This is a genomic window from Microbacterium sp. DMC48, assembly GCF_056313825.1.
Window position 1 is genome coordinate 131,661 of record NZ_JBQUZN010000006.1, and the last position, 25,678, is coordinate 157,338.

The 25,678-nt window shown below is 69.2% G+C and carries 25 protein-coding genes; 12 read left to right on the forward strand and 13 right to left on the reverse strand.

Features of this window, described 5'->3' with window-relative positions; all coding sequences use genetic code 11:
* Nucleotides 1-64: 64 nt before the first annotated feature.
* Nucleotides 65-2,290: an ATP-dependent Clp protease ATP-binding subunit gene (locus ACT53O_RS12645; protein ID WP_476152781.1), complete on the forward strand. Its 2,226-nt coding sequence runs from the start codon at nucleotides 65-67 to the stop codon at nucleotides 2,288-2,290.
* Between the two features lie 110 nt (nucleotides 2,291-2,400).
* On the opposite strand, the gene ACT53O_RS12650 is transcribed toward ACT53O_RS12645, so the two are convergent.
* Entirely contained in the window at nucleotides 2,401-2,982 is a 582-nt protein-coding gene (locus tag ACT53O_RS12650) for a nitroreductase family protein (RefSeq protein ID WP_036320443.1), read from the reverse strand.
* A gap of 187 nt (nucleotides 2,983-3,169) precedes the next feature.
* Between ACT53O_RS12650 and rraA the strand changes: the two genes are divergently transcribed.
* Nucleotides 3,170-3,640, forward strand: coding sequence for a ribonuclease E activity regulator RraA (gene rraA, locus ACT53O_RS12655; RefSeq protein ID WP_036320440.1), 471 nt, complete (start codon nucleotides 3,170-3,172; stop codon nucleotides 3,638-3,640).
* An 81-nt stretch (nucleotides 3,641-3,721) separates the two neighbouring features.
* The gene (locus tag ACT53O_RS12660; protein ID WP_036320437.1) at nucleotides 3,722-5,035 is read left to right on the forward strand and encodes a cation:proton antiporter domain-containing protein; all 1,314 of its coding nucleotides are present in this window, start codon (nucleotides 3,722-3,724) and stop codon (nucleotides 5,033-5,035) included.
* Nucleotides 5,036-5,057: 22 nt separating this feature from the next.
* Here the strand turns inward: ACT53O_RS12660 and ACT53O_RS12665 are convergent, their stop codons facing one another.
* Entirely contained in the window at nucleotides 5,058-6,146 is a 1,089-nt protein-coding gene (locus tag ACT53O_RS12665) for an ABC transporter permease (RefSeq protein WP_112932009.1), read from the reverse strand.
* On the reverse strand, nucleotides 6,143-7,027 hold the full coding sequence (locus ACT53O_RS12670; protein ID WP_036320432.1) for an ABC transporter ATP-binding protein: 885 nt from the start codon (nucleotides 7,025-7,027) through the stop codon (nucleotides 6,143-6,145). The genes ACT53O_RS12665 and ACT53O_RS12670 overlap by 4 nt, the downstream gene beginning before the upstream one ends.
* A 250-nt stretch (nucleotides 7,028-7,277) precedes the next feature.
* Between ACT53O_RS12670 and ACT53O_RS12675 the strand changes: the two genes are divergently transcribed.
* Nucleotides 7,278-8,645 carry a hypothetical protein gene (locus tag ACT53O_RS12675; RefSeq protein WP_239498485.1) on the forward strand — a complete coding sequence of 456 codons (1,368 nt, stop codon included), beginning with the start codon at nucleotides 7,278-7,280 and terminating at the stop codon, nucleotides 8,643-8,645.
* A gap of 54 nt (nucleotides 8,646-8,699) precedes the next feature.
* Here the strand turns inward: ACT53O_RS12675 and ACT53O_RS12680 are convergent, their stop codons facing one another.
* On the reverse strand, nucleotides 8,700-9,410 hold the full coding sequence (locus ACT53O_RS12680) for a response regulator (protein WP_294979606.1): 711 nt from the start codon (nucleotides 9,408-9,410) through the stop codon (nucleotides 8,700-8,702).
* Nucleotides 9,407-10,693 carry a sensor histidine kinase gene (locus ACT53O_RS12685; protein WP_036320420.1) on the reverse strand — a complete coding sequence of 429 codons (1,287 nt, stop codon included), beginning with the start codon at nucleotides 10,691-10,693 and terminating at the stop codon, nucleotides 9,407-9,409. The genes ACT53O_RS12680 and ACT53O_RS12685 overlap by 4 nt, the downstream gene beginning before the upstream one ends.
* 92 nt (nucleotides 10,694-10,785) lie before the next feature.
* On the opposite strand from ACT53O_RS12685, the gene ACT53O_RS12690 reads away from it, so the two are divergent.
* Nucleotides 10,786-11,208, forward strand: a complete 423-nt coding sequence (locus ACT53O_RS12690; RefSeq protein WP_036320418.1) for a VOC family protein — start codon at nucleotides 10,786-10,788, stop codon at nucleotides 11,206-11,208.
* Nucleotides 11,208-11,834, forward strand: a complete 627-nt coding sequence (locus tag ACT53O_RS12695) for a dihydrofolate reductase family protein (RefSeq protein ID WP_112932007.1) — start codon at nucleotides 11,208-11,210, stop codon at nucleotides 11,832-11,834. Before ACT53O_RS12690 ends, ACT53O_RS12695 begins: the two co-directional genes overlap by 1 nt.
* 10 nt (nucleotides 11,835-11,844) lie before the next feature.
* Here ACT53O_RS12695 and ACT53O_RS12700 read toward each other — a convergent pair whose 3' ends face one another.
* The 3 genes from ACT53O_RS12700 to ACT53O_RS12710 form a co-directional block, all read right to left on the reverse strand.
* Nucleotides 11,845-12,684, reverse strand: coding sequence for an exodeoxyribonuclease III (locus ACT53O_RS12700; RefSeq protein WP_036320413.1), 840 nt, complete (start codon nucleotides 12,682-12,684; stop codon nucleotides 11,845-11,847).
* Between the two features lie 136 nt (nucleotides 12,685-12,820).
* A complete protein-coding gene (gene pntB / locus ACT53O_RS12705) occupies nucleotides 12,821-14,263 on the reverse strand; it encodes a Re/Si-specific NAD(P)(+) transhydrogenase subunit beta (RefSeq protein WP_476153165.1) in 1,443 nt (480 codons plus the stop codon).
* Nucleotides 14,264-14,265: 2 nt separating this feature from the next.
* Nucleotides 14,266-15,822 carry a Re/Si-specific NAD(P)(+) transhydrogenase subunit alpha gene (locus ACT53O_RS12710; RefSeq protein ID WP_476152787.1) on the reverse strand — a complete coding sequence of 519 codons (1,557 nt, stop codon included), beginning with the start codon at nucleotides 15,820-15,822 and terminating at the stop codon, nucleotides 14,266-14,268.
* Nucleotides 15,823-15,972: 150 nt separating this feature from the next.
* On the opposite strand from ACT53O_RS12710, the gene pyrE reads away from it, so the two are divergent.
* Complete coding sequence (gene pyrE / locus ACT53O_RS12715) at nucleotides 15,973-16,548, forward strand: orotate phosphoribosyltransferase (RefSeq protein ID WP_112932004.1); 576 nt, start codon at nucleotides 15,973-15,975, stop codon at nucleotides 16,546-16,548.
* Between the two features lie 119 nt (nucleotides 16,549-16,667).
* On the opposite strand, the gene ACT53O_RS12720 is transcribed toward pyrE, so the two are convergent.
* From ACT53O_RS12720 to ACT53O_RS12740, 5 genes are read right to left on the reverse strand one after another with little or no spacing between them, the layout of a single operon-like run.
* A complete protein-coding gene (locus ACT53O_RS12720) occupies nucleotides 16,668-16,850 on the reverse strand; it encodes a hypothetical protein (protein WP_036320403.1) in 183 nt (60 codons plus the stop codon).
* Nucleotides 16,847-16,975 (reverse strand): hypothetical protein, encoded by a 129-nt coding sequence (locus tag ACT53O_RS12725; protein WP_476152790.1) that lies wholly within the window; start codon nucleotides 16,973-16,975, stop codon nucleotides 16,847-16,849. Before ACT53O_RS12725 ends, ACT53O_RS12720 begins: the two co-directional genes overlap by 4 nt.
* Before the next feature lie 34 nt (nucleotides 16,976-17,009).
* Nucleotides 17,010-18,227, reverse strand: coding sequence for a GDSL-type esterase/lipase family protein (locus tag ACT53O_RS12730; protein ID WP_051039624.1), 1,218 nt, complete (start codon nucleotides 18,225-18,227; stop codon nucleotides 17,010-17,012).
* On the reverse strand, nucleotides 18,224-19,033 hold the full coding sequence (locus tag ACT53O_RS12735; RefSeq protein ID WP_476152792.1) for an alpha/beta hydrolase family protein: 810 nt from the start codon (nucleotides 19,031-19,033) through the stop codon (nucleotides 18,224-18,226). Before ACT53O_RS12735 ends, ACT53O_RS12730 begins: the two co-directional genes overlap by 4 nt.
* A 27-nt stretch (nucleotides 19,034-19,060) precedes the next feature.
* Nucleotides 19,061-20,374, reverse strand: a complete 1,314-nt coding sequence (locus tag ACT53O_RS12740; protein ID WP_476152794.1) for an MFS transporter — start codon at nucleotides 20,372-20,374, stop codon at nucleotides 19,061-19,063.
* Nucleotides 20,375-20,715: 341 nt separating this feature from the next.
* On the opposite strand from ACT53O_RS12740, the gene ACT53O_RS12745 reads away from it, so the two are divergent.
* The 5 genes from ACT53O_RS12745 to ACT53O_RS12765 are packed head-to-tail and all read left to right on the forward strand — an operon-like array spanning nucleotide 20,716 to nucleotide 25,652.
* A complete protein-coding gene (locus tag ACT53O_RS12745) occupies nucleotides 20,716-22,041 on the forward strand; it encodes an ABC transporter substrate-binding protein (protein ID WP_347417930.1) in 1,326 nt (441 codons plus the stop codon).
* A complete protein-coding gene (locus tag ACT53O_RS12750; protein WP_347417929.1) occupies nucleotides 22,041-22,940 on the forward strand; it encodes a carbohydrate ABC transporter permease in 900 nt (299 codons plus the stop codon). The genes ACT53O_RS12745 and ACT53O_RS12750 overlap by 1 nt, the downstream gene beginning before the upstream one ends.
* A gap of 3 nt (nucleotides 22,941-22,943) precedes the next feature.
* Complete coding sequence (locus ACT53O_RS12755) at nucleotides 22,944-23,768, forward strand: carbohydrate ABC transporter permease (protein ID WP_476152797.1); 825 nt, start codon at nucleotides 22,944-22,946, stop codon at nucleotides 23,766-23,768.
* Nucleotides 23,765-24,790 carry an alpha/beta hydrolase gene (locus ACT53O_RS12760; protein WP_476152799.1) on the forward strand — a complete coding sequence of 342 codons (1,026 nt, stop codon included), beginning with the start codon at nucleotides 23,765-23,767 and terminating at the stop codon, nucleotides 24,788-24,790. Before ACT53O_RS12755 ends, ACT53O_RS12760 begins: the two co-directional genes overlap by 4 nt.
* Before the next feature lie 28 nt (nucleotides 24,791-24,818).
* Nucleotides 24,819-25,652: an alpha/beta hydrolase gene (locus ACT53O_RS12765; RefSeq protein ID WP_476152801.1), complete on the forward strand. Its 834-nt coding sequence runs from the start codon at nucleotides 24,819-24,821 to the stop codon at nucleotides 25,650-25,652.
* Nucleotides 25,653-25,678 lie beyond the last annotated feature (26 nt).

Here is a 25,678-nt window from a genome sequence, read left to right on the forward strand (position 1 = left end):
AGTTGAGTCCAGATGGCTCAAGTTTGAGCCTCGCAGATTTCCTCAGGAGCTTCAAGGAGAAGTGATGAACGCACAGCCCCAGCCCGGGCAGGAGGAGCAGCAGAGCGCGCTCGAACAGTTCGGGATCAATCTCACCGACCGCGCTCGGCAGGGCAAGCTCGATCCGGTGATCGGACGCGACAGTGAGATCCGGCGCGTCAGCCAGGTGCTCACCCGTCGCACGAAGAACAACCCCGTCCTCATCGGCGAGCCCGGCGTCGGCAAGACGGCGGTGGTCGAGGGCCTCGCCCAGCGCATCGTCGCCGGCGACGTGGCCGAGTCGCTCAAGGACAAGGAGCTCGTCTCGCTCGACATCTCCGCGCTCGTGGCCGGTGCCATGTACCGCGGGCAGTTCGAGGAGCGCCTCAAGAGCGTGCTCAAAGAGATCACCGAGTCCGAGGGTCGCATCATCACCTTCATCGACGAGCTGCACGTGCTCATGGGTGCCGGAGGTGGCGAGGGATCGGTCGCCGCCTCCAACATGCTCAAGCCGATGCTCGCGCGCGGCGAGCTCCGCCTCATCGGCGCGACGACGCTCGACGAGTATCGCGAGTTCATCGAGAAGGATGCGGCGCTGGAGCGTCGCTTCCAGCAGGTGTACGTCGGTGAGCCCAGCGTCGAGGACACCGTCGCGATCCTGCGCGGCCTCAAGGAGCGCTACGAGGCGCACCACAAGGTCGCCATCGCCGACGGCGCGCTCGTGGCCGCGGCATCCCTCTCGAACCGCTACATCCCGAGCCGTCAGCTCCCCGACAAGGCGATCGACCTGATCGACGAGGCCGCGTCGCGCCTGCGCATGGAGATCGACTCCGCCCCGCTCGAGATCGACGAGCTGCGCCGCCACGTCGATCGCCTCAAGCTCGAAGAGCTCGCGTTGAAGCGCGAGAAGGATGCCGCGTCGAAGGAGCGCCTGGCGACGCTTCGCGAAACCCTGACCGTCGAACAGGCCCGCCTCGACGAGCTGCAGGCGCGATGGGAGCGCGAGCGCGCTTCGCTCAACGCGGTCGGTGACCTCAAGACGCGCCTGGACCAGGCGCGCGTCGAGGCGGAGCGCGCCCAGCGCGAGGGCAATCTCGAGAAGGCCTCGCGACTGTACTACGCCGAGATTCCGGCGCTGGAGCGACAGGTCGCGCAGGCCGAGAACGCGGAGGCCGCCGAGGGCGGCGAGCGGATGGTGGGTGACCAGGTGACGGATGCCGATATCGCCGCCGTCATCGCCGCGTGGACCGGCATCCCCGTCGGACGCCTGCTGCAGGGCGAGAGCGAGAAGCTCGTGCACCTCGAGGCCGAGCTCGGCAAGCGGCTGATCGGCCAGAAGGACGCCGTGAAGGCCGTCTCGGATGCGGTGCGCCGCTCGCGCGCCGGCATCAGCGACCCGAACCGCCCGACGGGCTCGTTCCTCTTCCTCGGGCCCACCGGTGTCGGCAAGACCGAGCTGGCGAAGGCGCTCGCCGAGTTCCTGTTCGACGATGAGCGTGCGATGGTGCGCATCGACATGAGCGAGTACGGCGAGAAGCACTCCGTCGCGCGGCTGGTCGGCGCCCCTCCCGGCTACATCGGCTACGAACAGGGCGGTCAGCTCACCGAGGCCGTGCGGCGTCGGCCGTACTCGGTGGTGCTCCTCGACGAGGTCGAGAAGGCGCATCCCGAGGTGTTCGACATCCTGCTGCAGGTGCTCGACGACGGCCGGCTCACCGACGGTCAGGGGCGCACGGTCGACTTCACCAACACGATCCTGATCCTGACGTCGAACCTCGGCTCGCCGATCCTCATCGACCCGACGCTGACGCTCACGCAGAAGCGTGAGCAGGTCATGGCGCTCGTGCGCACGGCGTTCCGCCCCGAGTTCCTCAACCGGCTCGACGACATCGTGATGTTCCAGGCGCTCAGTCAGGACGACCTGGCACAGATCGTGGAGCTGTCGGTCGACGCCCTCCAGCGACGGCTGCGCGATCGTCGGCTCACGCTGGCGGTCACCCCCGACGCGCGAGCGTGGCTCGCCGAGCGCGGGTACGACCCGATCTTCGGGGCCCGGCCGCTGCGTCGCCTCATCCAGTCCGAGATCCAGGACCGGCTCGCGATGGCGCTGCTCTCGGGCGGTGTCCGAGACGGCGACCTCGTGCGCGTCGACGTCGCCGCCGACGGCTCGAGCCTCGTGCTCACCAGCGCGGGAGCGGCGCCCGACGAAGGCGCGGATGCCGCGGCATCCGACGATGACGACGTGATCGAGGCCGAGCTGCTCGACGACTGACGACCTTCGAAAAACCACTCCGCACGCGAAAAACCACTCCTGCACGGGTTTCTCGGGCGGGGAGTGGTTTCTCGCGGGGCGGGGCGGGGTGTCGGGGGAGGCGCCGCGCGTCAGTCGTTGACGATGAGCGACTCCGCGATGGGGCGACGCGCGCGCGGGGCGAGCTCGCGCTCGCGCAGCGCCTCGGGAGCGGCGTCGATGTCGCCGAGGGCGCCGACGGCCATCACGGTCACGGCCACGAGGTCGTCGCCGAAGCCGAACGCCGCGGCGATAGCGTCACGGTCGAAGCCGCCCATCTGATGGGTGTGCAGGCCCGAGGCGTGCGCCTGAACCGTGAAGTGGGCGGCCGCCTGGCCGGTGTCGTACGCGGCCCACGGCAGCGGCTTGCCGTCGAGCGCGGCGGCCGATGCGAAGACGACGAGAGCGGCGGCGTCTGCAGCCCACGACTGGTTGAAGCCCATCAGGGCGTCCACGATCTGCGCGTGCGCGGCCGAGCCGCGGCGGGCGACCACGAAGCGCCACGGCTGCGTGTTGTTGGCGGAAGGTGCCCAGCGGGCCGCCTCGAGTGCGCTGGCGAGCGCATCCTCGTCGATCGGCGTCGCGGGGTCGAAGATACGGGTGCTCCAGCGCTCGGCGAGGACGTCGAGAATCGGCGCGTCGGTGTCGGCGGGGTGTGCGGCGATGGTGCTCATGGTCGTCTCCTGAAGAAGGATGAAGGACGGTTTGTCGGTGGGACGCCATCGGCCCGGTCGATGCAACCGTATGGAACCGACGTCTTGTTCCCGTCAGGACCTATGAGTTTGCTGGCGGCGGAAGGATGCCGGAACTTCCGCGCTCATGACGGCGCCCCGCGCCCCCGCTTCTCGTTAGCGTGGCGTCATGACCACCATCGCGACGGCCGACCTGTACGACGAGCGCGGGGACGCACTGGACTCGCTCGCCCTGCAGCTGCACGACTTCGGCGGACGGGCCGCGTTCGACGGCCCGGTCCGCACGATCCGCTGCCACCGTGACAACGCGCTCGTCAAGGCGACGCTCGCGACCCCGGGCGAGGGCGCCGTGCTCGTGATCGACGGCGGCGGCTCGCTGGAATCGGCGCTCGTGGGTGACCTGATCGCGGCATCCGCGGTCGCGAACGGTTGGGCCGGCCTCATCGTGCACGGCGCGATCCGCGACCGGGTTGCGATCGCCGCGCTCGATCTCGGTGTCAAGGCCCTCGGCTCGAACCCCCGCAAGAGCGCCAAGGCGGGCGTCGGCGAGCTCGACGTGCCGGTGGAGATCGCCGGCGTCGTGTTCCGTCCCGGGGCCCATGTCTGGGCGGATGCCGACGGTGTGCTCGTGGAGCGCTGACACGCGGCGGCGGCATCGACTGGCAGACTGATCCCGGAAACCGGGGGCCGTGCGCCCGAGACAGCCGAGGAGAGGTGAACGGTGCCGCTGATCTTCCTGCTGGGCTTCGTCGTGATCGGTCTGTGGTCGGTCGTCGCTCATCGTTTCGAACGCACCGGCGTGGCCGGTCCGGCCGTGCTCGCTCTCGCCGGAGCAGTGCTCGTGCTCATCGACGTCACCGGCTTCTCCGATGCGGTGGGCAGTGACGCCGCCGAGCACGTCGTGGAGCTGATCCTCGCCGTGCTGCTGTTCGTCGATGCGTGCGAGGTGAGCGGGGGCGTCTTCGGCGGCGAAGGGCGAACGATCGCGCGCCTCGTGCTCGTCGCCCTGCCGCTGTCGATCTTGGCGGTCGTGGTGAGCGGACTGTTCCTGCTGCCCCATCTCAGCGTCTTCATCCTCATCGTCGTCGCGTGCGTCATCATGCCGACCGACTTCGCGCCGGCGGCGACGCTGCTGCGCTCGCCGCGCATTCCCGCCCGGGTGCGCCAGATCTTGAATGTCGAAAGCGGCTACAACGACGGGTTGGTCTCGCCGGTGTTCGCCATGGCGCTGGCCGCGGCGATCGCCTGGCCGACGATCCTGGCGGCCGTCAACTCCGACACCCTGTCACCCGAGAACGAATCGCAGCTCGAAGAGCGGTTGGGGGAGTTCTTCGAGGCCTTCTTCGGGGCCGTTCCCGCCACCGCGATCGCGATTGTCGTCGGCGCGGTCATCGGCGGTGTCTTCGGCGTGTGCGTGCGATGGGCCTCGCGCCGCGGCTGGGCCGACGCCCCCGGCATCCGCTACGTCATGCTTCTCGTTCCCCTCATCGCCTTCGGCGTCGCGACACTCAGCAGCGTCGCGGCGAACGGCTTCGTCGCGGCGTTCGTCGCCGGCATCGTCTATCGCATCGCACGGACCAAGCGCACCGACGAGCGCACGATCCCGCACCCCGAGATCCTTCTCGTCGAAGAAGCCGGCACCCTCGCCGCCAACATCGTGTGGTTCGTCCTGGGAGCGATGACCACCGTCGTCATCATCAACGGCGTGGACTGGCGCCTGCTCGTGCTCGTCGTCCTGGCGTTGACGTTGTTCCGTATCGTGCCGGTGTACCTGTCGATGCTGGGATCGCCCGTGCCCTGGGGGTCGCGCACCCTCATCGGAGTCGTCGGCCCACGCGGCACCGCGACGATCGTCTTCGGGCTGCTCGCCTTCAACAAGCTGCCCGACGCGGAGGCCTACGACGTCCTCGCGATCATGGTGTTCACCGTCGTCGGCAGCATCCTGCTGCACGGCATCGCGGTCCCCCAGTTCGTCAATCGGCGGATGCCGGTGCTCGCGCCGCCCGCGAAGGCACCGGCATCCGCCGATCACTGACCCGTCTCGAGGTGTGTCCTCGTCATCCGGCGAGCGCCTCGGAGAGCTTGACGCGCGCTCCCATGCGCAGCAGCGAGTTCTGATAGATCTTCGCGCCCACCCAGATGGCCGCCGCGCAGGTGACCAGCATGACCCCGAGCGACAGCAGCGGCTCCCACCACTGCGCGTCCCCGAGGAAGATGCGCACGGGCATGCCGACGGGGGCCGAGAACGGCACGTAGGACATGATCGTCATCACCAGCGGATTGTCGTTGAAGAAGATGACGAGGAAGTACGGCGCCATCACCAGCATGGTCAGCGGTGTCGTCGTGGAGCCGATGTCCTCCATCCGCGACACCATCGCCGCAGCCGCGGCGAACAGCGCGGCGAGCAGGATGAATCCGAAGAGGAAGAAGACCGCGAACCAGGCGATGGGGGCGCCGAGCCCGGCGAGCAGACTGCTTTGGCCGGTCACCGTGAAGCCGATGATCGCGATCGCCGCGAGGCCGATGATCTGGCCCATCGCGAGGATCGTGTTGCCGATGACCTTGCCGGCGAGCAGCGCCCGCACGGGTACGGCCGAGATGAGCAGTTCGACGACGCGCGTCTGCTTCTCCTCCACGACCGACTGCGCGATCGTCGAGCCGAAGGTCAGGGCCGCCATGAAGAAGATGAGCCCGAATCCGAGCGCGACCAGGTACCGCAGTCCCGGGTTCACGCCCGACGGGTCGAGCAGCTCCACCTGGGGGGTGAGGCTCAGCGCCTGCAGGAGCGACGAGGGAGCTGTGTCCTTCGCGACGACGGTGTACTCGAACGGCGCGGCGCCGCCCGGGATCAGTGCGGCGTCGACCGTGCCGTCCTGCACCAGAGCTCGCGCCGCATCGGCGTCGGCGACCTCGGTCGACTTCACGAGCGGGTTCTCGGCGACCGAAGCCGCGGTGTCGGCGGTGACGGCGACGGGGGTGCGGCTGTCGGACTGTGCCGAGAAGCCTCCCCACAGCACACCGACGAGCGCGAGCACGAAGAGGATGCCGGTGGAGATGAGATAGGCCTTGCTGCGCAGCTTGGATCCCACCTCGCGTTCGGCGACGAGCCACGTGCTCTGGGCGAAGGACGGAGCGCTGACGTTCACTGGATGACCTCCTTGAAGATCTGGGCGAGAGAGGGCTGCTGGGGGGAGAAGCTCGCGACATCGCCGGAGGAGACCGCGCGCTGCAGCACGCGCTGCGCGGCGGCATCCCCGTCGACGTCGAAGAGTGCATAGCCGCCGTCGAAGGAGAGCACATCGACTCCGGGCTCGTCGCGGAGCCAGCCGAGATCGCCCCCGGAGATCAGCTCGTAACGGTGCTGGGCGTGCTCGGCGCGGAGGGCGTCGCGCGTGCCCGCCGCGCGGATCGTGCCGTCCGCGATGATGACCAGGTCGTCGCAGAGCCGTTCGACGACGTCGAGCTGGTGCGACGAGAACAGGACGGCCGCGCCCTGAGCCGCACGCGCCTGCAGCACGCCCGCGACGACGTCCACCGCGAGGGGGTCCAGACCCGAGAAGGGCTCGTCGAGGATGAGCACCTGCGGGTCGTGCACGAGAGCGGCAGCGATCTGAGCGCGCTGCTGATTGCCGAGCGAGAGGGTCTCGACGTTGTCGCGGAGGCGCTCGCCGAGACCGAGCTCCACGAGCAGCGCCTCAGCGCGCGCGGTGGCCTCGGCCTTGTCGAACCCGTGCAGACGGGCGAGGTAGACGATGTGCTCCAGAACCCGCATCTTCGGGTACAGCCCGCGCTCCTCCGGCATGTAGCCGAACAGGCGTCGGTCGGACGCGGTGACGGGCGCGTCGTCGAGGGTGACCTCGCCGCTGTCGCGGCCGAGCACGCCGAGCACGATGCGCATGGTCGTCGTCTTGCCCGCGCCGTTGCCGCCCACGAATCCGGTCAGACGTCCCGACGGAACCCGGAAGCTCACGTCGTCGAGCACTCGCTTTACGCCGTAGCTCTTGGTGATGCCGTTCAGTTCGAGCATGTTCTCCTCCTCTGCGTGCCGATGACTCCACGTTAGGAAAGGCGGATGCCGCAGACCTCCCCCCTGGGGCGGGAATCCGCAGCGTGATCCGGTGCGCGGCGGCATCCGCCGGATGACCATCTCCCCCGTGCGGGGGAGCGGTCGGGCGGAGTAATCACGGCGAAGAACCGCGGCGCACTCGGCGAACTCCCAGGAACGGGTAACACGGCGTCCACCATTTGCTCAGGCGGCTTCTCCTAAACTCTGTCGAGTGACGAGCGCTCCTGAGGTGACCCGCGCCCTCGGCGCCCGTGTATCCGACCGTGCCCGCGAGTGGTGGCCCCGCGCCCTGCACTTCGCGTTCACCCGTCGAGGCCTGCTCATCGGCTTCGCCGTCGTGCACGCCCTGTTCTTCCTCGCCCTGCTGAAGGTGATGATCTTCGGCGGAACCGAGGGCGACCTGCCGCTGTACCGTCTGTGGGCGGAGCAGGCGGCCCACGGGCACTGGCCCGTGATCGACATGCCGTGGGTCTACCCGGCCGGCGCTCTGGCGCCGATCATGGCCGCGATCGTCGCCGGCCCCTGGAACTACCAGCTCGTCTGGCTTCTGATGATGGTGGGAGCGAACTTCTTCGCCGTCCTCGCGCTCACCGACAATCTGCGCAACCGCAAGGGCTACGTCGCCGCCTGGTACTGGCTGGCCATCCAGGTCTTGCTCGCGCCCGTGTCGATGCTGCGTCTCGAGGGCTTCGCCGCGCCGCTGGCCATCGCCGGTCTCGTCTGGCTCGTTCGTCGGCCGTTCATCGCCGGCGTGCTGATCGCCGCCGCGACCTGGATCAAGGTCGCCCCGGCTGCTCTGGCCGCCGCCGCTGTTGCGGTCTCGTCGTTGCGTATGCGCATCATCGCCGGTGGACTGGCCCTGAGCGCGGCGATCGCCGGTGTCGTGGTCGCCTTCGGCGGTGCGTCGAACCTCTTCAGCTTCGCGACCATCCAGGGCGACCGTGCGCTGCAGCTCGAGGCTCCCGTCGCGACGCCGTGGGTGTGGGCGACGGTGCTGGGTCTTCCCGGTGCTCAGATCCACCAGAACTACGTGCTCGCGACGCGTGAGGTCGCCGGTCCCGGCGCCACCGCCGCGGGCGTGCTGGTCGGCTACGCCATGCCGATCGCCTTCATGGTGATCCTCGTGCTGCTGTGGCGTGCGCGTCGTCGCGCGCTTCAGGAGGGTGCCCTCTCCCGTATCGGGGAGCAGCACCTCATCCTTCGCGGCGCGTTCGCGCTGACCTCGGCGCTCATCGTGTTCAACAAGGTCGGCTCGCCCCAGTACATGCTGTGGCTCGCGCCCGTCGTTGCCGCCGGTCTGCTGATCGACCGCAAGGCCTGGACGTCGATCGCCGTCTGGCTCGCGGTCACGTGCTTCCTGACGACGCTCGTGTTCCCGGTGCTCTACCTCCCGCTCATCGACGCGCATCCGTTCGCGGCCGGTGTGCTGCTCGCCCGCAACGTGCTGCTGGTCGGCATGTTCGGCTGGAGCCTCGTGGTGCTGTGGCGTCCCGACGCGACCCTGGTATCGCTGCGCGAGCGCCTGGCGCGCGCCGCGACGACGGCCACCACCGGCTCCATCCCGGTCGCCGCTCGCTGACGAGGCCTCACCACCGACCGCGCCTCGCGGGCGGTGTGCGTCGACCGTGTCGGCTCAGACCATGCCGTGCCGGTGTGCGTAGACCACGGCGGCCACGCGGTCTCGCGCTCCGAGCTTCTGCAGCACGTTCGACACGTGCGTCTTGACGGTCGCCTCGCCGATGAACAGGGCGGCGGCGATCTCGGCGTTGCTGTAGGCCTCGGCGAGCAGACGCAGCACCTCGCGCTCGCGCTCGGTGAGCTCGACGGGCGGAGCTGTGCGCTCCGTCGCCGATGGCGCCGGCGGCTGTGCCGATGACGGCGCGGCTGCGACCCCGGTGTCGGTGTCGCGGGTGGATGCCGCAAAGCGCTCGATGACGCGGCGGGTCACGGCCGGCGCCAGCAGGGCATCGCCCGCGGCAGCGACGCGCACCGCCGTGACGAGTTCTTCCGGACCGGCGTTCTTGAGCAGGAAGCCGCTCGCGCCCGCGTGCAGGGCTTGGAAGAGATAGTCGTCACGGTCGAAAGTGGTCACCACGACCACGACCGCGTCGATCGACGGGTCGGCCACGATCCGTCGGGTCGCCTCGAGTCCGTCCATGTCCGGCATCTGCACGTCCATGCAGATCACGTCAGGGTGCAGCGAGGATGCGGCGGCCACGGCCTCAGCGCCCGTCCCGGCTTCCCCGACGACCACGATGTCGCTCTGGGCCTCCAGGATCATGCGGAACCCCGCCCGCATCACGGCGTGGTCGTCGACGAGCAGCACCCGCACCGGCGCGCTCATCGCGGCCCCGCGCTGACCGGTGTCGGGGGCGCGATTCTCGTCGTGCCGAGTCTGGCGGGTACCCGCGCCCGAACGACGAAGCCGCCGCGGGTGCGCGGACCCGCCTCGAGGGTGCCGCCCGATGCGGCTGCACGCTCGCGCATGCCGACGATGCCGAGTCCCGTGCGCCCGGCCACCTGGGCGCGGCCGCGGTTGGCGACCTCCAGCTCGACGTGGTCGTCGTCGAATCGCAGCCGGACATCGGCCGCGGCATCCGGACCTCCGTGACGCCGCGCGTTGGTGAGCGCCTCCTGGGCGATGCGGTACAGGTTCACCTGCACGAGCTCGGGCAGATCGATCGGGTCACCGACCACCGCGAACGTCGTGGGCATGCCGTTGTCGTTCGCGTGTGCGACGAGGTCGGGGATCGACTGCAGGCGCACCGTCGAGGCGGCGGGGGTGTCGGCGTCGGGGGTGCGGAGGGTCTCGAGCAGCTGGCGCAGCTCGGTGAGCGCGTCGCGGGCGGACGACTCGACGGTGACCAGTGCCTCGCGCGCCGCCGCCGCGTCGTGGTCCAGCACCGTGCGCGCGGCCCCTGCCTGCACACCCATGGCGGAGACATGGTGGGCGACGACGTCGTGCAGTTCACGGGCGATACGGACGCGATCCAGGGCGACCGCCTGGGCGGCGGTGATCTCGCGTTCGCGTTCGAGTTCGGCGGTGCGCTCTTCGAGCACCGCGCGCGCACGGGCGTCGGCCCAGGCGCGCTCTCCGAAGAAGTACGCGCCGCCGAAGTAGGCCGCGTTCACGAGGAACTGGATGATCATGTACGCGGCGAACGGGGAGAACAGGCCCGCCCGGGAGGGCCCGTCGCCGTCCGGATCGATCGCGCTCTGGAAGGTCACCACGAGAAGCCAGATGAACATGCCCGCGATCACCGCGAGCCGCACGACGGTTGCGCGCCGGCGGTCGCTCACCCACGCCCCGACGGTGTACATGGCGATGAACAGGGCCACGTTGCCGACGTAGATCTCCGGGATGCGTACCGAGACACCGACGAAGAATGCGAGCGCGACGACGATGAGCGTCGCTTCGGGAAAGCGCCGGCGCAGGGCCAGAGGGAGAGTGAGGGCGGCGACGTACACGAGCGCCCAGCCGAAGGCGGGGGTGTTCTCGCCGTAGAAGCCTGCCACCGTGCCCAGCCACGCGCTGATCACGGCACTGATCAACAGTGCGAGCGCGAGCCACACATCGTTGCGACGCTGCGCGGGCGTGGTCGTGCGGACGAGGGCGGCGGAGCTCATCCTTCCACGCTAGGGGCAGCCGGATGCCGCGGCATCCCCCCTGAGAGGGAGAGGGTCTCGACCTCATCGCGCCGGGGGTGCATGCTCTGGGTATGACGAGCATCTTCGTGAACATTCCGACGAACGACCTCGAGCGCAGCGTCGCCTTCTACCGGGCGCTCGGCTGCGCCATCAACCCCAACTTCACCGACGAGAACGCCGCGTGCGTCGTCTGGTCGGACGACATCTTCTTCATGGTGCTGCGGCGGGAGTTCTTCGCCACGTTCACCGAGAAGCCCGTCGGAGAGCCCAGGGAGTGGGCGCAGGCCTCGCTCTCGTTCTCCCGAGATTCACGCGCCGACGTCGACGCGATCGTGGAGGCGGGCCTGGCTGCCGGTGGCACCGAGCCGCACCCCGCTCAGGACTACGGCTTCATGTACAGCCGTGACCTGGACGACCCCGATGGCAACAGCCTCGGCTTCCTCTACATGGACCCCGTCGCCGCCGAGCAGGGCCCTCCGGCGGAGGCGTCGTGATGCGCGGGCGGATCGTCATCGACCTGTTCACGACGCTCGACGGCGTCGCCCAGGCACCGGGCGGCCCCGACGAAGACACCAGCGGCGGGTTCCCGTTCGGCGGCTGGCAGGCGCCGTTCGAGGACGCCGTCATCGGCGAGGACGTCGGCAGCGGCATCCGCCGGATGGACGCGCTGCTGCTCGGCCGACGCACCTACGACATCTTCGCCGGGTACTGGCCGCATCACACCGACGGGCCGGAGGGGTTCATCGGTCGGCACTTCGATGCCATCCCGAAGTATGTGGCGACCCGGGCCGGTGTCGACCCGGAATGGGCGGGCACCAGCGTGCTGACCGGCTCGGACGCCGAGGTCGCGGCGGCCGTGGATGCGCTGCGCGATCGCCACGCCGAGGTGCACGTGATCGGCAGCGTCGACTTCTCGCAGACGCTGCTTCGCACCCGTCTGTACGACGAGCTGAAGCTGTGGGTGCACCCGGTGGTGCTCGGTCAGGGCAAGAAGGTGTTTCCGGACGGCGCGGCACCGGCACGGCTGCGGCTGATCGCACCCGCCGTGTCGGGACCGACCGGCACGCTTCTGCTGCGCTACGCCCCCGACGGTGACGTCGTCACGGGCGACATGACCTGAGTTCGCCCGGTCACCAGATCATGGGGCGGTCGTCGTCGTCCGAGCCGTCGAGGTCGAGGTCGACGACGACGGGGACGTGGTCGCTGGGGATCTCGCCCTTGCGCTCGTCACGGTGGATGGATGCCGCGGTCACCGCGTCGGCGAACGCGTGCGAGCCGAGGATGAAGTCGATGCGCAGGCCCTCGTTGCGGGGGAAGCGCAGCTGCTTGTAGTCCCAGTAGGTGTACCCCGTGGGAACGAGGGGGCGGACGGTGTCGGCCAAGCCGGCATCCAGGAGCGCCTGGAAGGCGGCGCGCTCGGGCGGGGAGACGTGGGTGGTCACGCCTTCGATGACGGTGGGGTCGCCGTTGTCGGCATCCGTCGGGGCGATGTTGAAGTCGCCGGTGAGCGCCAGCGCCCGGTCGGGGTCGGCGGCGAGCGTGTCGGCGGTGTAGCCGCGGAGGGCCTCCAGCCAGTCGAGCTTGTAGCGGTAGTGCGGGTCCTCGAGGCCGCGCCCGTTGGGCACGTAGAGGCTCCACACCTCGACGCCGCCGATCGTGGCGCCGAGCGCGCGGGCCTCGAGTGGAGCGCCGGGGCCGTCGTGACCCTTCGCGAAGCCGGGCATGCCCGGGAACCCGACCTGCAGGTTCTCGATCGGCTCACGGCTGGCGATCGCGACCCCGTTCCACTGGTTGAGCCCGTGCGCCTCGACGGTGTAGCCCGCGTCTTCGAACGCTTCGTACGGGAACTGCTCGGGCTTGCACTTGATCTCCTGCATCGCGAGCACATCGATGCCCTCGCGGACGGCGAAGTCGACGGTGCGGACGACGCGGGCGCGGATCGAGTTGACGTTCCAGGTGGCGATGCGCATGGCATCCAGCGTATTGGCCCCCGCCGACGCAGCCGTCACGGGCCGCCCGCGTGCACAACTCCTGCTCAGCGTGGCCTCGGTGCCTTCGCAGCCGGGATGGGTGCCGTTCAGGCGGAGTTGTGCACGCGGGTGCGGGTCAGAGCGCCCGCAGGATGTCCTCCACCCGCTGCTTGGCGTCACCGAACAGCATCTGCGTGTTGTCGCGGAAGAACAGCGGGTTCTGGACCCCGGCGTAACCGGAGGCCATCGACCGCTTGAAAACCACGACGCTGCGGGCCTCCCACACGTGCAGCACGGGCATGCCCGCGATGGGCGAGCCCGGGTCCTCTGCGGCGGCGGGGTTGACCGTGTCGTTCGCCCCGATGACGAGCACCACATCCGTGTCGGCGAAGTCGTCGTTGATCTCGTCGAGCTCCAGCACGATGTCGTAGGGCACCTTGGCCTCGGCCAGCAGCACGTTCATGTGGCCCGGCAGGCGTCCGGCGACGGGATGGATGCCGAAGCGCACCTCGACGCCGCGCTCGCGCAGCCGCTTCGTGAGGTCGGCGACCGGGTATTGCGCCTGGGCGACGGCCATGCCGTAGCCGGGGGTGATGATGACCGACCGCGCGTCACGGAGGAGCTCGGCGACAGCCGCGGCATCCGTCTCGTGGTGTTCGCCCTCTTCGGCGTCGGCACTTCGGGGCGCCTCGATGCCGAAGCCGCCTGCGATCACCGAGAGGAACGACCGGTTCATGGCCTTGCACATGATGTACGACAGGTACGCACCGGACGAGCCGACGAGGGCGCCGGTGACGATCAGGAGGTCGTTGTTGAGGAGGAAGCCCGCCGCGGCCGCGGCCCAGCCGGAGTAGCTGTTGAGCATCGAGACGACGACCGGCATGTCGCCGCCGCCGATCGAGGCGACCAGGTGCCAGCCGAGCGCGAGGGCCAGCACGGTCACGGCGACGAGCAGCCAGATCGACGGGGTCGCGACATACCAGACGGTCAGAACGACGAACAGTGCCAGGGCGCCGATGTTGAGGGCGTTCTTGCCGGGCAGCATGAGCGGCTTCGACGACATCCGGCCCGAGAGCTTGAGGAAGGCGACGATCGACCCCGTGAAGGTCACGGCGCCGATGAAGACGCCGATGAACACCTCGGCGTGGTGGATGCCGACCAGTTCCTCCGGCAACCCTTCGGCGTAGAGGCTGCCGTTCCAGCCGACGAGCACGGCCGCGAGGCCGACGAAGGAGTGCAGCAGGGCGATGAGCTCGGGCATGCCGGTCATCTCGACCACGCGCGCCCGCCACAGCCCGATGGCGCCGCCGACCACGACCGCGGCGACGAGGAGGCCGATGCCGAGCGCGGCGGTCGCACCCTCCGACGCGAGGGTGCCGTTCGCGATGACGAGCACGAGGGTGGCGAGGAGGGCGATCGTCATGCCGACGATGCCGTAGACGACGCCGCGGCGGGCAGTCTCCTGTTTGCTGAGGCCGGCGAGGGCGAGGATGAACAGCAGGGCCGCGACGATGTACGCGGCGGTCGAGACGGACTGGGCGAGCAGAAGCGCGTCGTATGCCTCGGAGGTGGTGATGATCGTCACTTCTGGTCACCCTTCTGGAACATGGCGAGCATGCGACGGGTCACCGCGAAGCCTCCGAAGATGTTGATGGATGCCAGGAGCACCGCGATCGCCGCGAGCACCTGCACGACGGGGTTCGGCACGACGATCTGGCTCATGGCGCCGACGACGATGATGCCGCTGATCGCGTTGGTCACGCTCATCAGTGGAGTGTGCAGGGCGTGGGCGACCTTGCCGATGACGTAGAACCCGATCACGACCGACAGCGTGAGCACGAGGATGTGCTGCGGCAGGGGCGCGGGCGCGACGGCGCACACGAGGAACAGTGCGGCGACGCCGGCGACGATCAGGCCGGTCTTCGCTCCCGCCGAGAGCCCCTTCTTGGCGGCCGGCGCGGGAGTGGATGCCGCGGCATCCGTACCCGGCGTCGTGGGCGCGGCAGAGACCTGCACGGGAGGCGGCGGCCAGGTGACGGCGCCGTCACGCGTGACGGTGACGGCGCGCTGCACGACGTCGGTGTCGTCGATCGCGAGCTGCCCGTCTTTGCCCGGGGTGAGGAGGGTGAGGAGGTTCACCAGGTTGGTTCCGTAGAGCTGCGACGCCTGCTGAGGGAGGCGGCCGGCGAGATCGGTGTAGCCGAGGATGATGACGCCACCGTCGGTGACGATGCGCTGGCCCGCCACCGAGCCCTCGACGTTTCCGCCCTGGCCCGCGGCCATGTCGACGATGACGCTGCCGGGCTTCATCGCGGCGACGTCGGAGGCCGTGAGCAGGCGCGGGGCGGCGCGGCCCGGGATGAGCGCCGTCGTGATGACGATGTCGACGTCGGCGGCCTGGTCGCTGTAGAGCTTGGCGGCCGCGGCGTCGTAGGCGGCACTGGTGGCCTTGGCGTAGCCGTCGGCCGAGACCTCCTTCTGCTCGTCGGGCACGACGACCTCGAGGTAGGTGCCGCCGATCGACGCGACCTGGTCGGCGACCTCGGGGCGGGGATCGGTGGCGCGGACGATCGCGCCGAGGCTTGAGGCGGCGCCGATCGCGGCGAGACCGGCGACGCCGGCACCGGCGACCAGCACCTTCGCGGGCGGCACCTTGCCGGCGGCGGTGACCTGTCCGGTGAAGAAGCGGCCGAACTCGTTCGCGGCCTCGACGACCGCGCGGTAGCCGGCAATGTTGGCCATCGAGCTGAGCACGTCCATCGACTGCGCGCGCGAGATGCGGGGCACGGCGTCCATGGCGAGGGCCGTGACACCGCGGGCGGCGAGCGCGGCGAGCAGGTCGGGGCTGAGCGCGGGGCTCAGGATGCCGACGAGCGTCGCCCCCGGCTGCAGCAGCGCGATCTCGGCATCCGTGGGGGCCGCGACCGACAGGACGACATCGGCGCCCCAGGCCTCGTCGCGGGTGGCGATGGCGGCGCCGGCGGCGGTGTACGCGGCATCCGGGAACGACGATGCGGCGCCGGCGCCGGCCTCGACGCTCACGTCGTATCCGAGCGCACGGATCTTGCCGACGGTGGTGGGGGAGGCGGCGACGCGGGTCTCGCCGGGGCGCTCGCGGACGATGCCGATACGGGCCATGGTGCTCCTTCGATCCGGTCGGCCGCAGCGCCCGGGATCGCTCGGGCACCGCGCCGGGTGACGTTCCCGACTCTAGGGTGCGGGGTGGATGCCGCGGGCAGAGATGCTGCGGAAATAATCCCGGTTCTTCGCTTCCGTAGACTCTTCAGCATGACCGCCGCCTCTACGCCCGAGCTCGAGTCCGAGCGTCGCGCCCTCGTCGACCTGATCGCCGCCGAAGCCGTCTTCCACGGCGACTTCACGCTCTCCAGCGGCAAGAAGGCGACGTACTACGTCGACATGCGCAAGCTCACGCTCGACCACCGCGCGGCTCCCGCGATCGGCCGCCTCGTGCTCGATGCGGTGCGCGACCTGAACGCGGATGCCGTGGGCGGCCTCACCCTGGGCGCGGACCCGATCGCGAACGCCGTCATGCACGCGTCGGTCGCCGCCGGCACGCCCGTGGATGCGTTCGTCGTGCGCAAGGAGCCGAAGGACCACGGCCGCGGTCGCCAGATCGAGGGCGCCGAGGTGACCGGCAAGCGTGTCGTCATCGTCGAGGACACCTCCACGACGGGCGGCTCGCCCCTGAAGGCCGCCGAGGTCGTCGCGGCTGCCGGTGCCGAGATCGTGGCGGTCGTCACGGTCGTCGATCGCAAGACCGGCGCGCAGGCGGCGGTGGAGGCCGCCGGCTATGAGTGGCGCTCGATCATCGACCTCGACGACCTGGGACTGCAGGCCCAGTAGCGCGGCGCCTCTGCCGCAACGGATTCGGAGAGCAGCACCGGATTCGGATGCCGCGAGCTCACGCCTCCGTATCCGTTGTCGGCATCCGATTCTGATGAGGTGGCCGGGGAGAGGTGGCGTCAGTGGAAGACGGGCAGCTGCGACGCCAGCGCGAGCACGAGGCCGGCGAGGGTGAGCAGGAGGATGCCGCGGCCGTTGGGCAGCGGGGTTCCCTGCGGCGCATCGCGGCGGCCCCGCACGAAGAGCACGAGTGCGACGATCAGCAGCGCCATCGCGGTCACGACGAAGACGATGGCGATCACTGGTTGCTCCCGTCGCCGCCGTCGCGCCCGCGACCGCGGATGAACTGCACGACGAACACCACCAGCGTCCCGACCAGCACCAGGCCGGTCGAGGCGAACAGCAGCGTCTGCTCGGTCGCGTTCACGATGTCTCCTCCGCCCGTGCGGAGTCGGGCAGTCTCAGCCTAGCCCGGCGCGCGGCACGAGTCCGTCGGCACCGAACACGGCGGCGGAGAAGCGCGCGGCGATCTCGGCATACAGCTCCGTGTCGGGATGCAGGCTGTCGGGCAGCGTGTAGCGCTCCTGGTCGTCGGCGCCGTACAGGCTCAGCCCGTCGAGGTACGCGATCCGTTCCCCGGATGCCGCGCGCACCCGCACCACCTCGGCCAGCTGTCGCCGCGACTCGGTCATGGTCAGCGCACCGCGGGCGACGTCGTCGGCGTCCCCGGCGGCGTAGCAACGGACATGCCCGTCGTCGAAGAACTCCACGTCGGAGGGGCCCGGTGTGTCCTCACTGCCCGGCCACAGGATCGACGACGCCAGCACGATCGGGGTGTCGGGATGACCGGCGCGCACCCGGTCGAGGAAGCCGTGCACCGCGGGCGTGAACGTGCGCTGATCGAACGAGCGCGCGCCCACGATGTTGATGCCCACCTTGAGCGTGATGACGTCGGCGGGCGTGGCGGCGATCGTGTCGGCGACGAACGGATCGAGCATGCACTGCCCGCCGAAGCCGAGGTTGATGAGCGACAGATCGCTCGTGCGCGCCGCGATCACCGGCCACACCCCGGTCGGCGAGGGCGTCTCGACGCAGTGGCTGATCGAGCTGCCGTGGTGGATCCAGACGGGTGCCGGGGAGGGCTCCGCTGCGACCACGGGGGCGTCGGCGCGAAGATCGAGGAGGTCGACGATCATCCCCTGCGGCAGCCAGACGGTCACCGTGCGCGGGCCTGGGCCGCCCGCGCCGCCGAGCGCGATCTCGAGCGTCGCGGGTTCGCTCGCGGGCTCGTCGGTCGCGGCATCCCCGATCCACGAGAGTCGACGGATGTCGGTGACGGGGGCGCGCACGACGTGCACCGGCTCGCCCTCGACCTCCACGACCACGTCGTTGACCGGGCCGGCGAGCTCGGCGAAGTGCAGCTGGGTGCACCGCATCGTCAGGCTCAGCGTGGTCGCGGCCGTCGTGAACCGCACGCGCACGCCGCTCGCGTTGGCCGTGATCGCGCGAAGGATCTCGCCGTTCGGCGGGAAGTGCGCCCACGTGCGGCGGGGCAGGCGCAGGGGGCGGATGCCGCGACTGTCATCGACGTCGAGGTGCCCTTCGAGCAGCACCTCGGCGTCTCCGAGGCGCACGACCTCGCCGATGCCGATCCGGGACGGGGTCAGGGGGGTGGTCACGAAGCGGTCCTCTCGGAGTGGGACTGGATGAAGGAGACGGTGCGGGCGATCAGTTCGTCACGCTGAGGCAGTTGCGCCCAGCCGTGGTCGGCGCCGTCCACGACGACGACCTCGGCGCGCTCGCCGAAGACGTCCGCCTCGGCGTAACGCTGGGCGTAGCGCACCGGGACGAAGTCGGCCGTGCCGTGCAGCAGCAGGGCCGGGCCGTCGTAGGCCGCGGCTCGCGCATACGGATCGAACGTGAGAGCGTCGGCGCGCATCGCCGGGCCCAGTCGCATCCCGAGGAAGTCGAAGAACCCGTCCGGCCCGTCGAGCGCGGCGAGCGAGCGCCCCTGGATCTGTCCCGAGCGGATGTCGTCGACGAACACGGCGGCCGTCGACCACATCGTCAGCGAGCGGATGCCGCCCGCTCCCGCCTCCGCCGCGACGACCGCGGCGATCACGGAGCCGAGGCTCATGCCGACGAGGTGGAGGTTCTCGGCATCTACGTCGGGACTCTCTCGCACGGCGCCGAGCACGGCGAGCGTGTCGGCGATATCGGCCGACGCCGTCGTGTCGAAGAACTCGCCGTCGCTCTCGCCGTGCCCCGCGCGATCGAACGCGATCACGCCGAACCCGGCCGCGACCAGCGCGCGCGCCAGAGCGACGAAGACGCCGGTGGTCTCCACTCGCGATCCGCCGAAGCCGTGCAGCAGCACGACGGTCGGCCGCGGTGCCGGCTCGGCGCCCGTCGCGGCATCCGGAAGGTAGTGCGTGCCCCGCAGCGTGAGCGAGCGGACGGTGGTCTCGAAGGGGACGAGTCGCATGGGTGTTCTTTCCTCGGGGAAGCCGGTTCAGCGGGCCAGTGTCGCGGCAGACGCGTTCGCGTCGGATGCCGAGACCACGTCCGCCTCGACGTCGAACGCATTGGTCACACCGCGCCGGAACCCGATCCACCCGATCAGGAAGCCTGCGGCGGCCACCACCGAGACGGCGACGTAGACGGCGCTCGGGTTGAGAAGCAGCAGGGCGGGGGTGACGACGTTGAACGCCGCGGTCGCGAAGCGGGCGACGGCGTAGACCGTTCCCTGCGCCGTGGAGCGCAGCATGGTGGGGAAGGACTCCTGCGTCCACACCTTCATGATCGTCTCGAAGCAGAACGCGCCGGCGAAGGTCGTCACCACGACCGAGACGATCAGGGCGGGCAGGGTGAAGCCGAACACCACCGGCACCAGGTTCGCGACGACCACGGCGATCGCCCCGATGACGTAGTAGCTCATGCGGAATCGCGTGTCGGCGACGGCCATGAACCAGACGGCGCCGAGGATGGCGGCGGGCATCGCCAGCAGCGTCCATCCCTGGTATTCGTTCACCGGGATGCCGGCGACGTTGACTGCCACGAAGGTGCCGAAGCTGCCGGCGACGCTGATCGCGATCGAGGCGAGCGTGTAGTAGACGAGCAGGGTCACGAACGGCCGGCGGTACTGCGGGCGCCCGAAGTCGCGGAGACGGCCGCGCTCGGCGCGGACGGTCTGCACGCCGTTGCGGCGCTCGTCGCGGGCGGCGATCCAGTCCGCCGACTCGGGGATCGTGAGGCGCAGTGCCAGCACGACGAGACCGACGCCGCCGAAGGCCCCGAACATGATGCGTCCGCCGACCTCGCCGAGCTGACCGAAGTTGATGCCGATGAGCACCGCGAGCAGGATGCCGAAGCCGCCGAGCAGATTCGAGAACACGAGGATCTTGCCGCGGTTGCGGTCGGTGGCCGCTTCGGAGATCGATGCGAGAGCGGCGGGTAGGTCGGCGCCGACGCCCAGTCCGATCAGTGCGATGCCGGGCAGGAGAAGGCCGAAGGAGACGCCGAAGAACGGCGTGAGCGATCCGAGCACGATGAGGCTCATCGTCACCAGGAAGATACGGCGACGGCCGAATCGGTCGGCCAGGCGTCCTCCGACGAGCGAACCGATCGCGACGCCCGCGGTCAGCACGCCCGTCAGCAGGCCGACCTGGTCGGGCGTGAGGCCCGGAGTTCCGGGGACGAACGACTGGAAGAGGACGAGCGCGACACCGATGCCGGTGGTCGCGGCGGCGTCGACGAAGGTCGCCATTCCGCAGACGAAGCCCACCCACCAGGGGTTCGGGGCGGGGCGAGCCGAGAGTGCGCTCATGGTCATACTCCTTTGTACGTGCGGGTGACGAAGGCGGGCGGCAGTGGGTGGTCCCGGCGGGCTTCACCGCCACCGGGACTTAAGCTATACCGATATAGCAGGCGAGGCAAGCGTGGATATCGCACGATCGGCCGGAGGAAACTCTCCTCTGGCCCCGGAGAGCGCACGGCCTTGCCGCCACCCGGCGGATGCGACCGCGCCGAGTGCGAGCGAGTTGCGGCTTCGCGGGTCTTGACGCTCTGGCGAGAATTCTTCGGACAGGGTCAATGTCGATACCAAAGGAGAATCCCATGAGCCCGATCACAGCAAAGAGGCGCGGGCGGCACACCAGGGTGAGTCACGTGCTCGTCACCGCGGCCGTCGCCACCGCAGCCCTCGCCCTCACGGCGTGTGCCCCTCCCGGAGCAGGCGGAGCGAACACCGGCCCCGCAACCGCCGCCGCCAACGTCTCGACCACTCTGCCTGCGGACCCCATCAAGCTGCAGATCATGACAAGCCAGGAAGCGGCGGATGTCGTGACGAAGCTGACCGCAGAGTTCACCCGCCAGAACCCGACGGTGACGTTCGATGTCGTCGCGGAGGCGAACTCGAACATCAACACGAACCTGTCGCGCATCCTGACGCGCGACACCCCGCCCGACATCCTGTTCACTCCCGCGCTCGCACAGCCGGCGCGCGACGGACTGCTCACGAACCTCGACCCGTATTTCGACGCGTACAAGTGGAGCAGCTGGTCGCAGGAGCTTCTGCGCATCGCTCGCATCGCCCCCAACGGTGACCGCGGCACGGGCTCGCTCTATGCCGTCGGCATCGGCTACAACGTCACCGGCATCTACTACAACAAGAAGATCGCGGCGGAAATCGGCATGTCGGGCCCGCCGACCACGTTCGCGCAGTTCGAGAAGTCGGTGACGGACGCCGTCGCGGCCGGACACCTGGGTGTCTCGCTCGCCGCGAAGGACGCCGGCACCCCATTCCTGCTGCAGGAGCTCCAGAACGCCTACGGCAACGCTCCGGAGATCAACGACTGGATCTACCAGCGCCCCGGCGCGAGCTTCGATCAGCCCGGCATGTTGAAGGCCGCGCAGAAGCTCCAGGAGTGGACGAAGAACGGTGTGATCTCGCCCGATGCGGTATCGGTGGACTACCCCACGATGATGGCCGACTTCCAGGCAGGCAAGGCGCTGTACGTTCCCGTCGGCGACTGGGAGAACGCCCGTCTCGCGGCTGCCATGGGCGACAACGTCGGCTTCTTCCTGATCCCGCCGGCCGACGCGGGTGCGAAGCAGTACACGATGGCATCGCCGGCCAACTACTCGATCCCCGCGGGCTCGAAGAACAAGGATGCCGCGGCATACTTCCTCAACTGGGTGCAGTCCAACGACCAGGCCCGCAAGATCATCGTGGACGTGCTCGGCAGCTCGCCCGGCGGCCCCGTCGACATGCCGGTGCCGACGAGCAGCAGCGCGCTGGTCGGTCAGACCCTGGCCGCCTTCCAGCAGGTGCTCGCCGATGACGGCGCGGTGGACTTCATCGCGAACGGATCCGCAGCCTTCACGCTCAACACCCTCAACCCCGAGATGCAGGCGTTGGTGCTCGGTTCGCGCACACCGCAGGAGTTCATCGACACCGTGCAGGCCGGTTACGCCGCCGATCTGGGTCGCTGATGGCTCGCCGGGGAGGTGTGTTCCGCACCTCGTTGACTCGTCGTCGCGCGCTTGTGGGCGTGGTGTTCGTCGCGCCCGCGCTCGCGCTGTACGGCTGGTTGATCTTGGGCTCGTTTGGCAACGCCGTCCAGTACTCCTTCTATGACTGGAACGGGGTCGGGGCCGCGACGTTCGTCGGATTCGAGAACTATGTCAAGGTGCTCACCTCCCCGGCTCGCCTCGAGTCGCTGCTGCATGCCTTCGAGCTGATGATCTTCTTCTGCGGAGCGACGCTCACGCTGGGGCTCGCGGCAGCGGTTCTCACGCGAGCCGCGGTCGGCCGACGCTCGGCGGCGGCCGTGCGCACGATCCTCTTCATGCCGCAGGTGATTCCGATCGTCGCGGCCGCCATCGGGTGGAGCTGGATCTACTCGCGCGAGGGCGCGGCGAACCAGATTCTCGACGCCGTCGGTCTCAGCGGTATCACCCGCGCGTGGTTGGCAGACCCGTCGACGGCACTCGTGGCGGTCGGATTCATCGGCACCTGGGCGCTGCTGGGTCTTGTCACCATGATGCTCACCGCGGGAATCAGCAAGATCGATCCGGCGCTCTACGAGGCTGCCCGACTCGACGGCGCCAATGCGTTCCAGGAGTTCTTCGCTGTCACCGTGCCTGGACTTCGTCGAGAGCTCGTCGTCGCGGCAACGCTGACCATCATCGCCGCGCTCGCGAGCTTCGACATCGTCTATATGACGACGCAGGGAGGCCCCAACCGAGCGACCATCGTGCCCGGCATCGACATCTACAACCTGGCCTTCGGGCAGCAGCAGGTCGGTGGCGCGGCCGCGATGGGGATCGTCCTCATGGTCGTGGTCCTGCTCGTGATCATCCCCCTGCAACGACTGGCCGCGAAGGACTGACCCATGCGCGTCTCACTCACCGAACGCATCACCAGCAGGATCGTGCTGATCCTGCTGATCCTTTTCACGCTCCTTCCGTTCGTCGCGCTGCTGTCGGTCGCACTCTCGCCCGCGAACACGCTGCCGTCGGGCATCTCGTTCTTGCGGGAGTTGCACTGGGAGAACTTCGCCACCGCGTTCGAACTGGCGAACTTCCCGACCTTGATGCTCTCCAGCGCCACGCTCGTCGTCATCGTCGTTCCTCTTGTGGTCCTCGGCGCTACCATGGCCGCCTACGGTCTGACATGGCTGCGCGTACCGCTGGCGGGGGTGATCTTCGTGCTCTTCCTTGCCGGTCTGACGATCCCCACGGAGAGTCTCATCACACCCCTGTATCTGACGATGCAGGGTCTGGGTCTCACCAACACCCCCTGGAGTGTCGCGCTGCCGTTGGCCGCGCTGCAGATGCCGTTCGGGATCTTCTGGATGCGTTCCCACTTCCTGGGCATGCCGGCCGAGCTCGAAGAGGCGGCTCAGCTCGACGGATCGGGGCCGTTCCGCACCTTCTGGCAGGTCCAGCTCCCGCTGGCGCGGCCCGCGATCTCGACGATGGTCATCCTGAGCTTCCTCTGGACCTGGAACCATTTCATCCTCACCCTCGTGATGATCGATGACCCGTCCAAGCGGACGGTCGGTGGTGCCCTTGCGGGCTTCCAAGGGGCCCATGCGACGGACGTCGTGATGCTGTGTGCTGCCGCGCTTCTCATGATGATCCCGACCCTTCTGGTGTTCGTCATCTTCCAGCGCCAGTTCAGCGCCGCACTCCTGCAGGGGTCGGTGAAGTCATGACCGAAGAGATCCCGCCCTCGTCGAAGAGCACGCCGCGGCCTGACTACGATCCCGAGCTCGAAGCGTCTCTGCAGGTCGCCGGGGTCTACGTCCTGGACTTCGAACCCGGCAACCTGGCTTCGGTGCGAGAGGGGGTGCGGGAATGGGCGCTGGCCGGACGAACGGCGCTCGAGGATGCCGGGATCCTGATCGATGATCTCACTGTCACCGCTCACGACGGCGCCGAGATCACGTACCACCACGTCCGTCAGGCGGCATCGCCCGCGCCCCGCCCCTGCATCGTCTACGTGCACGGTGGGGGAATGGTCGTCGGCAGCCCGTGGGACTCGGCGATCGAGTACCGCCGCTGGGTCGAGGAGTTCGGTGCCAGCGTCGTCACCGTCGACTACCGCCTCGTCCCCGAGGTGATCGCGCCGTCACCGGTCGAGGACTGCTACGCGGTGCTGAGCGACGTGCACAAGCGGGCGAGTGAACTCGGAATCGATCCCGACGGCATCGTGATCGCGGGGCTGAGCGCCGGAGGCGGACTCGCGGCCGGAACGGCCATCCTCGCTCGCGAGCGCGGCGGTCCGCCGTTGTGTGGGCAGTTGCTGATGGCGCCCATGCTCGACCCTCGCGCCGAGGGCGACTCCACTCGCCAGGTGCCGGACGGGCCGTGGAATCGTGAGGAGAACCGCGCGGCCTGGGCGCTCACCCTCGGCCCCGATGGCGTCGCAGCAGCGGGCGCCAACGCCCCCGCGTGCGTCGAGTCACTCGCCGGACTTCCCCCCGCGCTGTTGGAGGTGGGATCTGCCGAGATCTTCCGGACTGAGGTCGTCGACTACGCGACGCGAATCTGGCGTGAGGGCGGTGACGCGGAACTGCACGTGTGGAGCGGCGGGTTCCATGGATTCCAGTCCTACACGCACGCGACCGTGACACAGGGAGTCCTCGACTCTCGCCGCAACTGGCTTTCTCGGCGGCTCGGCCGGGCTCTCCAAGGCACCACCGCGCCCCGCGACCACCAACCGACACCGACGTGACGTCCACCCTTATCCGAGGAGTTTCCCGATGGCGCTGTTGACGATGAACACCGAGAGCAAGTACCTCCGCTCGAACCAGGCCTTCAGCGTGATCCTGCCGGACATGCCACGCGAGGAAGACCCGAGGGAGTTCTACGCGAAGCATCGCGATCTGCCCGTCGTCTGGTTGCTTCATGGCACGTTCGGCGACCACACCGACTGGGTGCGCAAAACCAACGTCGAGCGCTACGCCGCACGCAAGGGTGTCGCCGTGGTCATGCCCAGCGGCCTGAACAGCAACTACGTCAATTGGAGCCGTTTCATGCTCGGCTACGACATGAACGACTATCTGCTCCATGAGCTGATGCCACTCGTCTACAACTGGTTGCCGGTCTCTTCGCGCCGTGAGGACAACTTCATCGGGGGCCTGTCGATGGGCGGCCGAGGTACCCTCACCATCGCCGCGAGCAATCCCGAGCGCTTCGCGGCTGCAGCGGCGCTTTCGGCGAGCCCTCGCGAGTTCTCCGATCTGACGCCCGAGTACTTCCGGTCGGGGGATGTGTTCGCCGCGCGGCTGGAGGGAATGGTCGACAACGCCGGCGGCGTGGAGGCGTTCCTCGCCTCCGAGGAGAACGTCTGGCGCGTGCTCGACGAGAACGCCGGCACCGGTGTTCTCCCTCGCCTCCTGTTCGCGTGCGGCGCGGCCGACGACTACGTGATGGAGACGCTGCGACCGTTCCAGGCTCACGCGCAGGAGATCGGCTTGGATGCCGAGTTCCTGATTCGCGATCGGTACACCCACGAGTGGGACTTCTGGGACCTCGCGATTCAGGACGCTTTCGACTTCTTCGGCCTTCCGGACGTCGACGTCGACATGGCCTGAGCGGACGGTCGGGGTGGGCGCCTTCC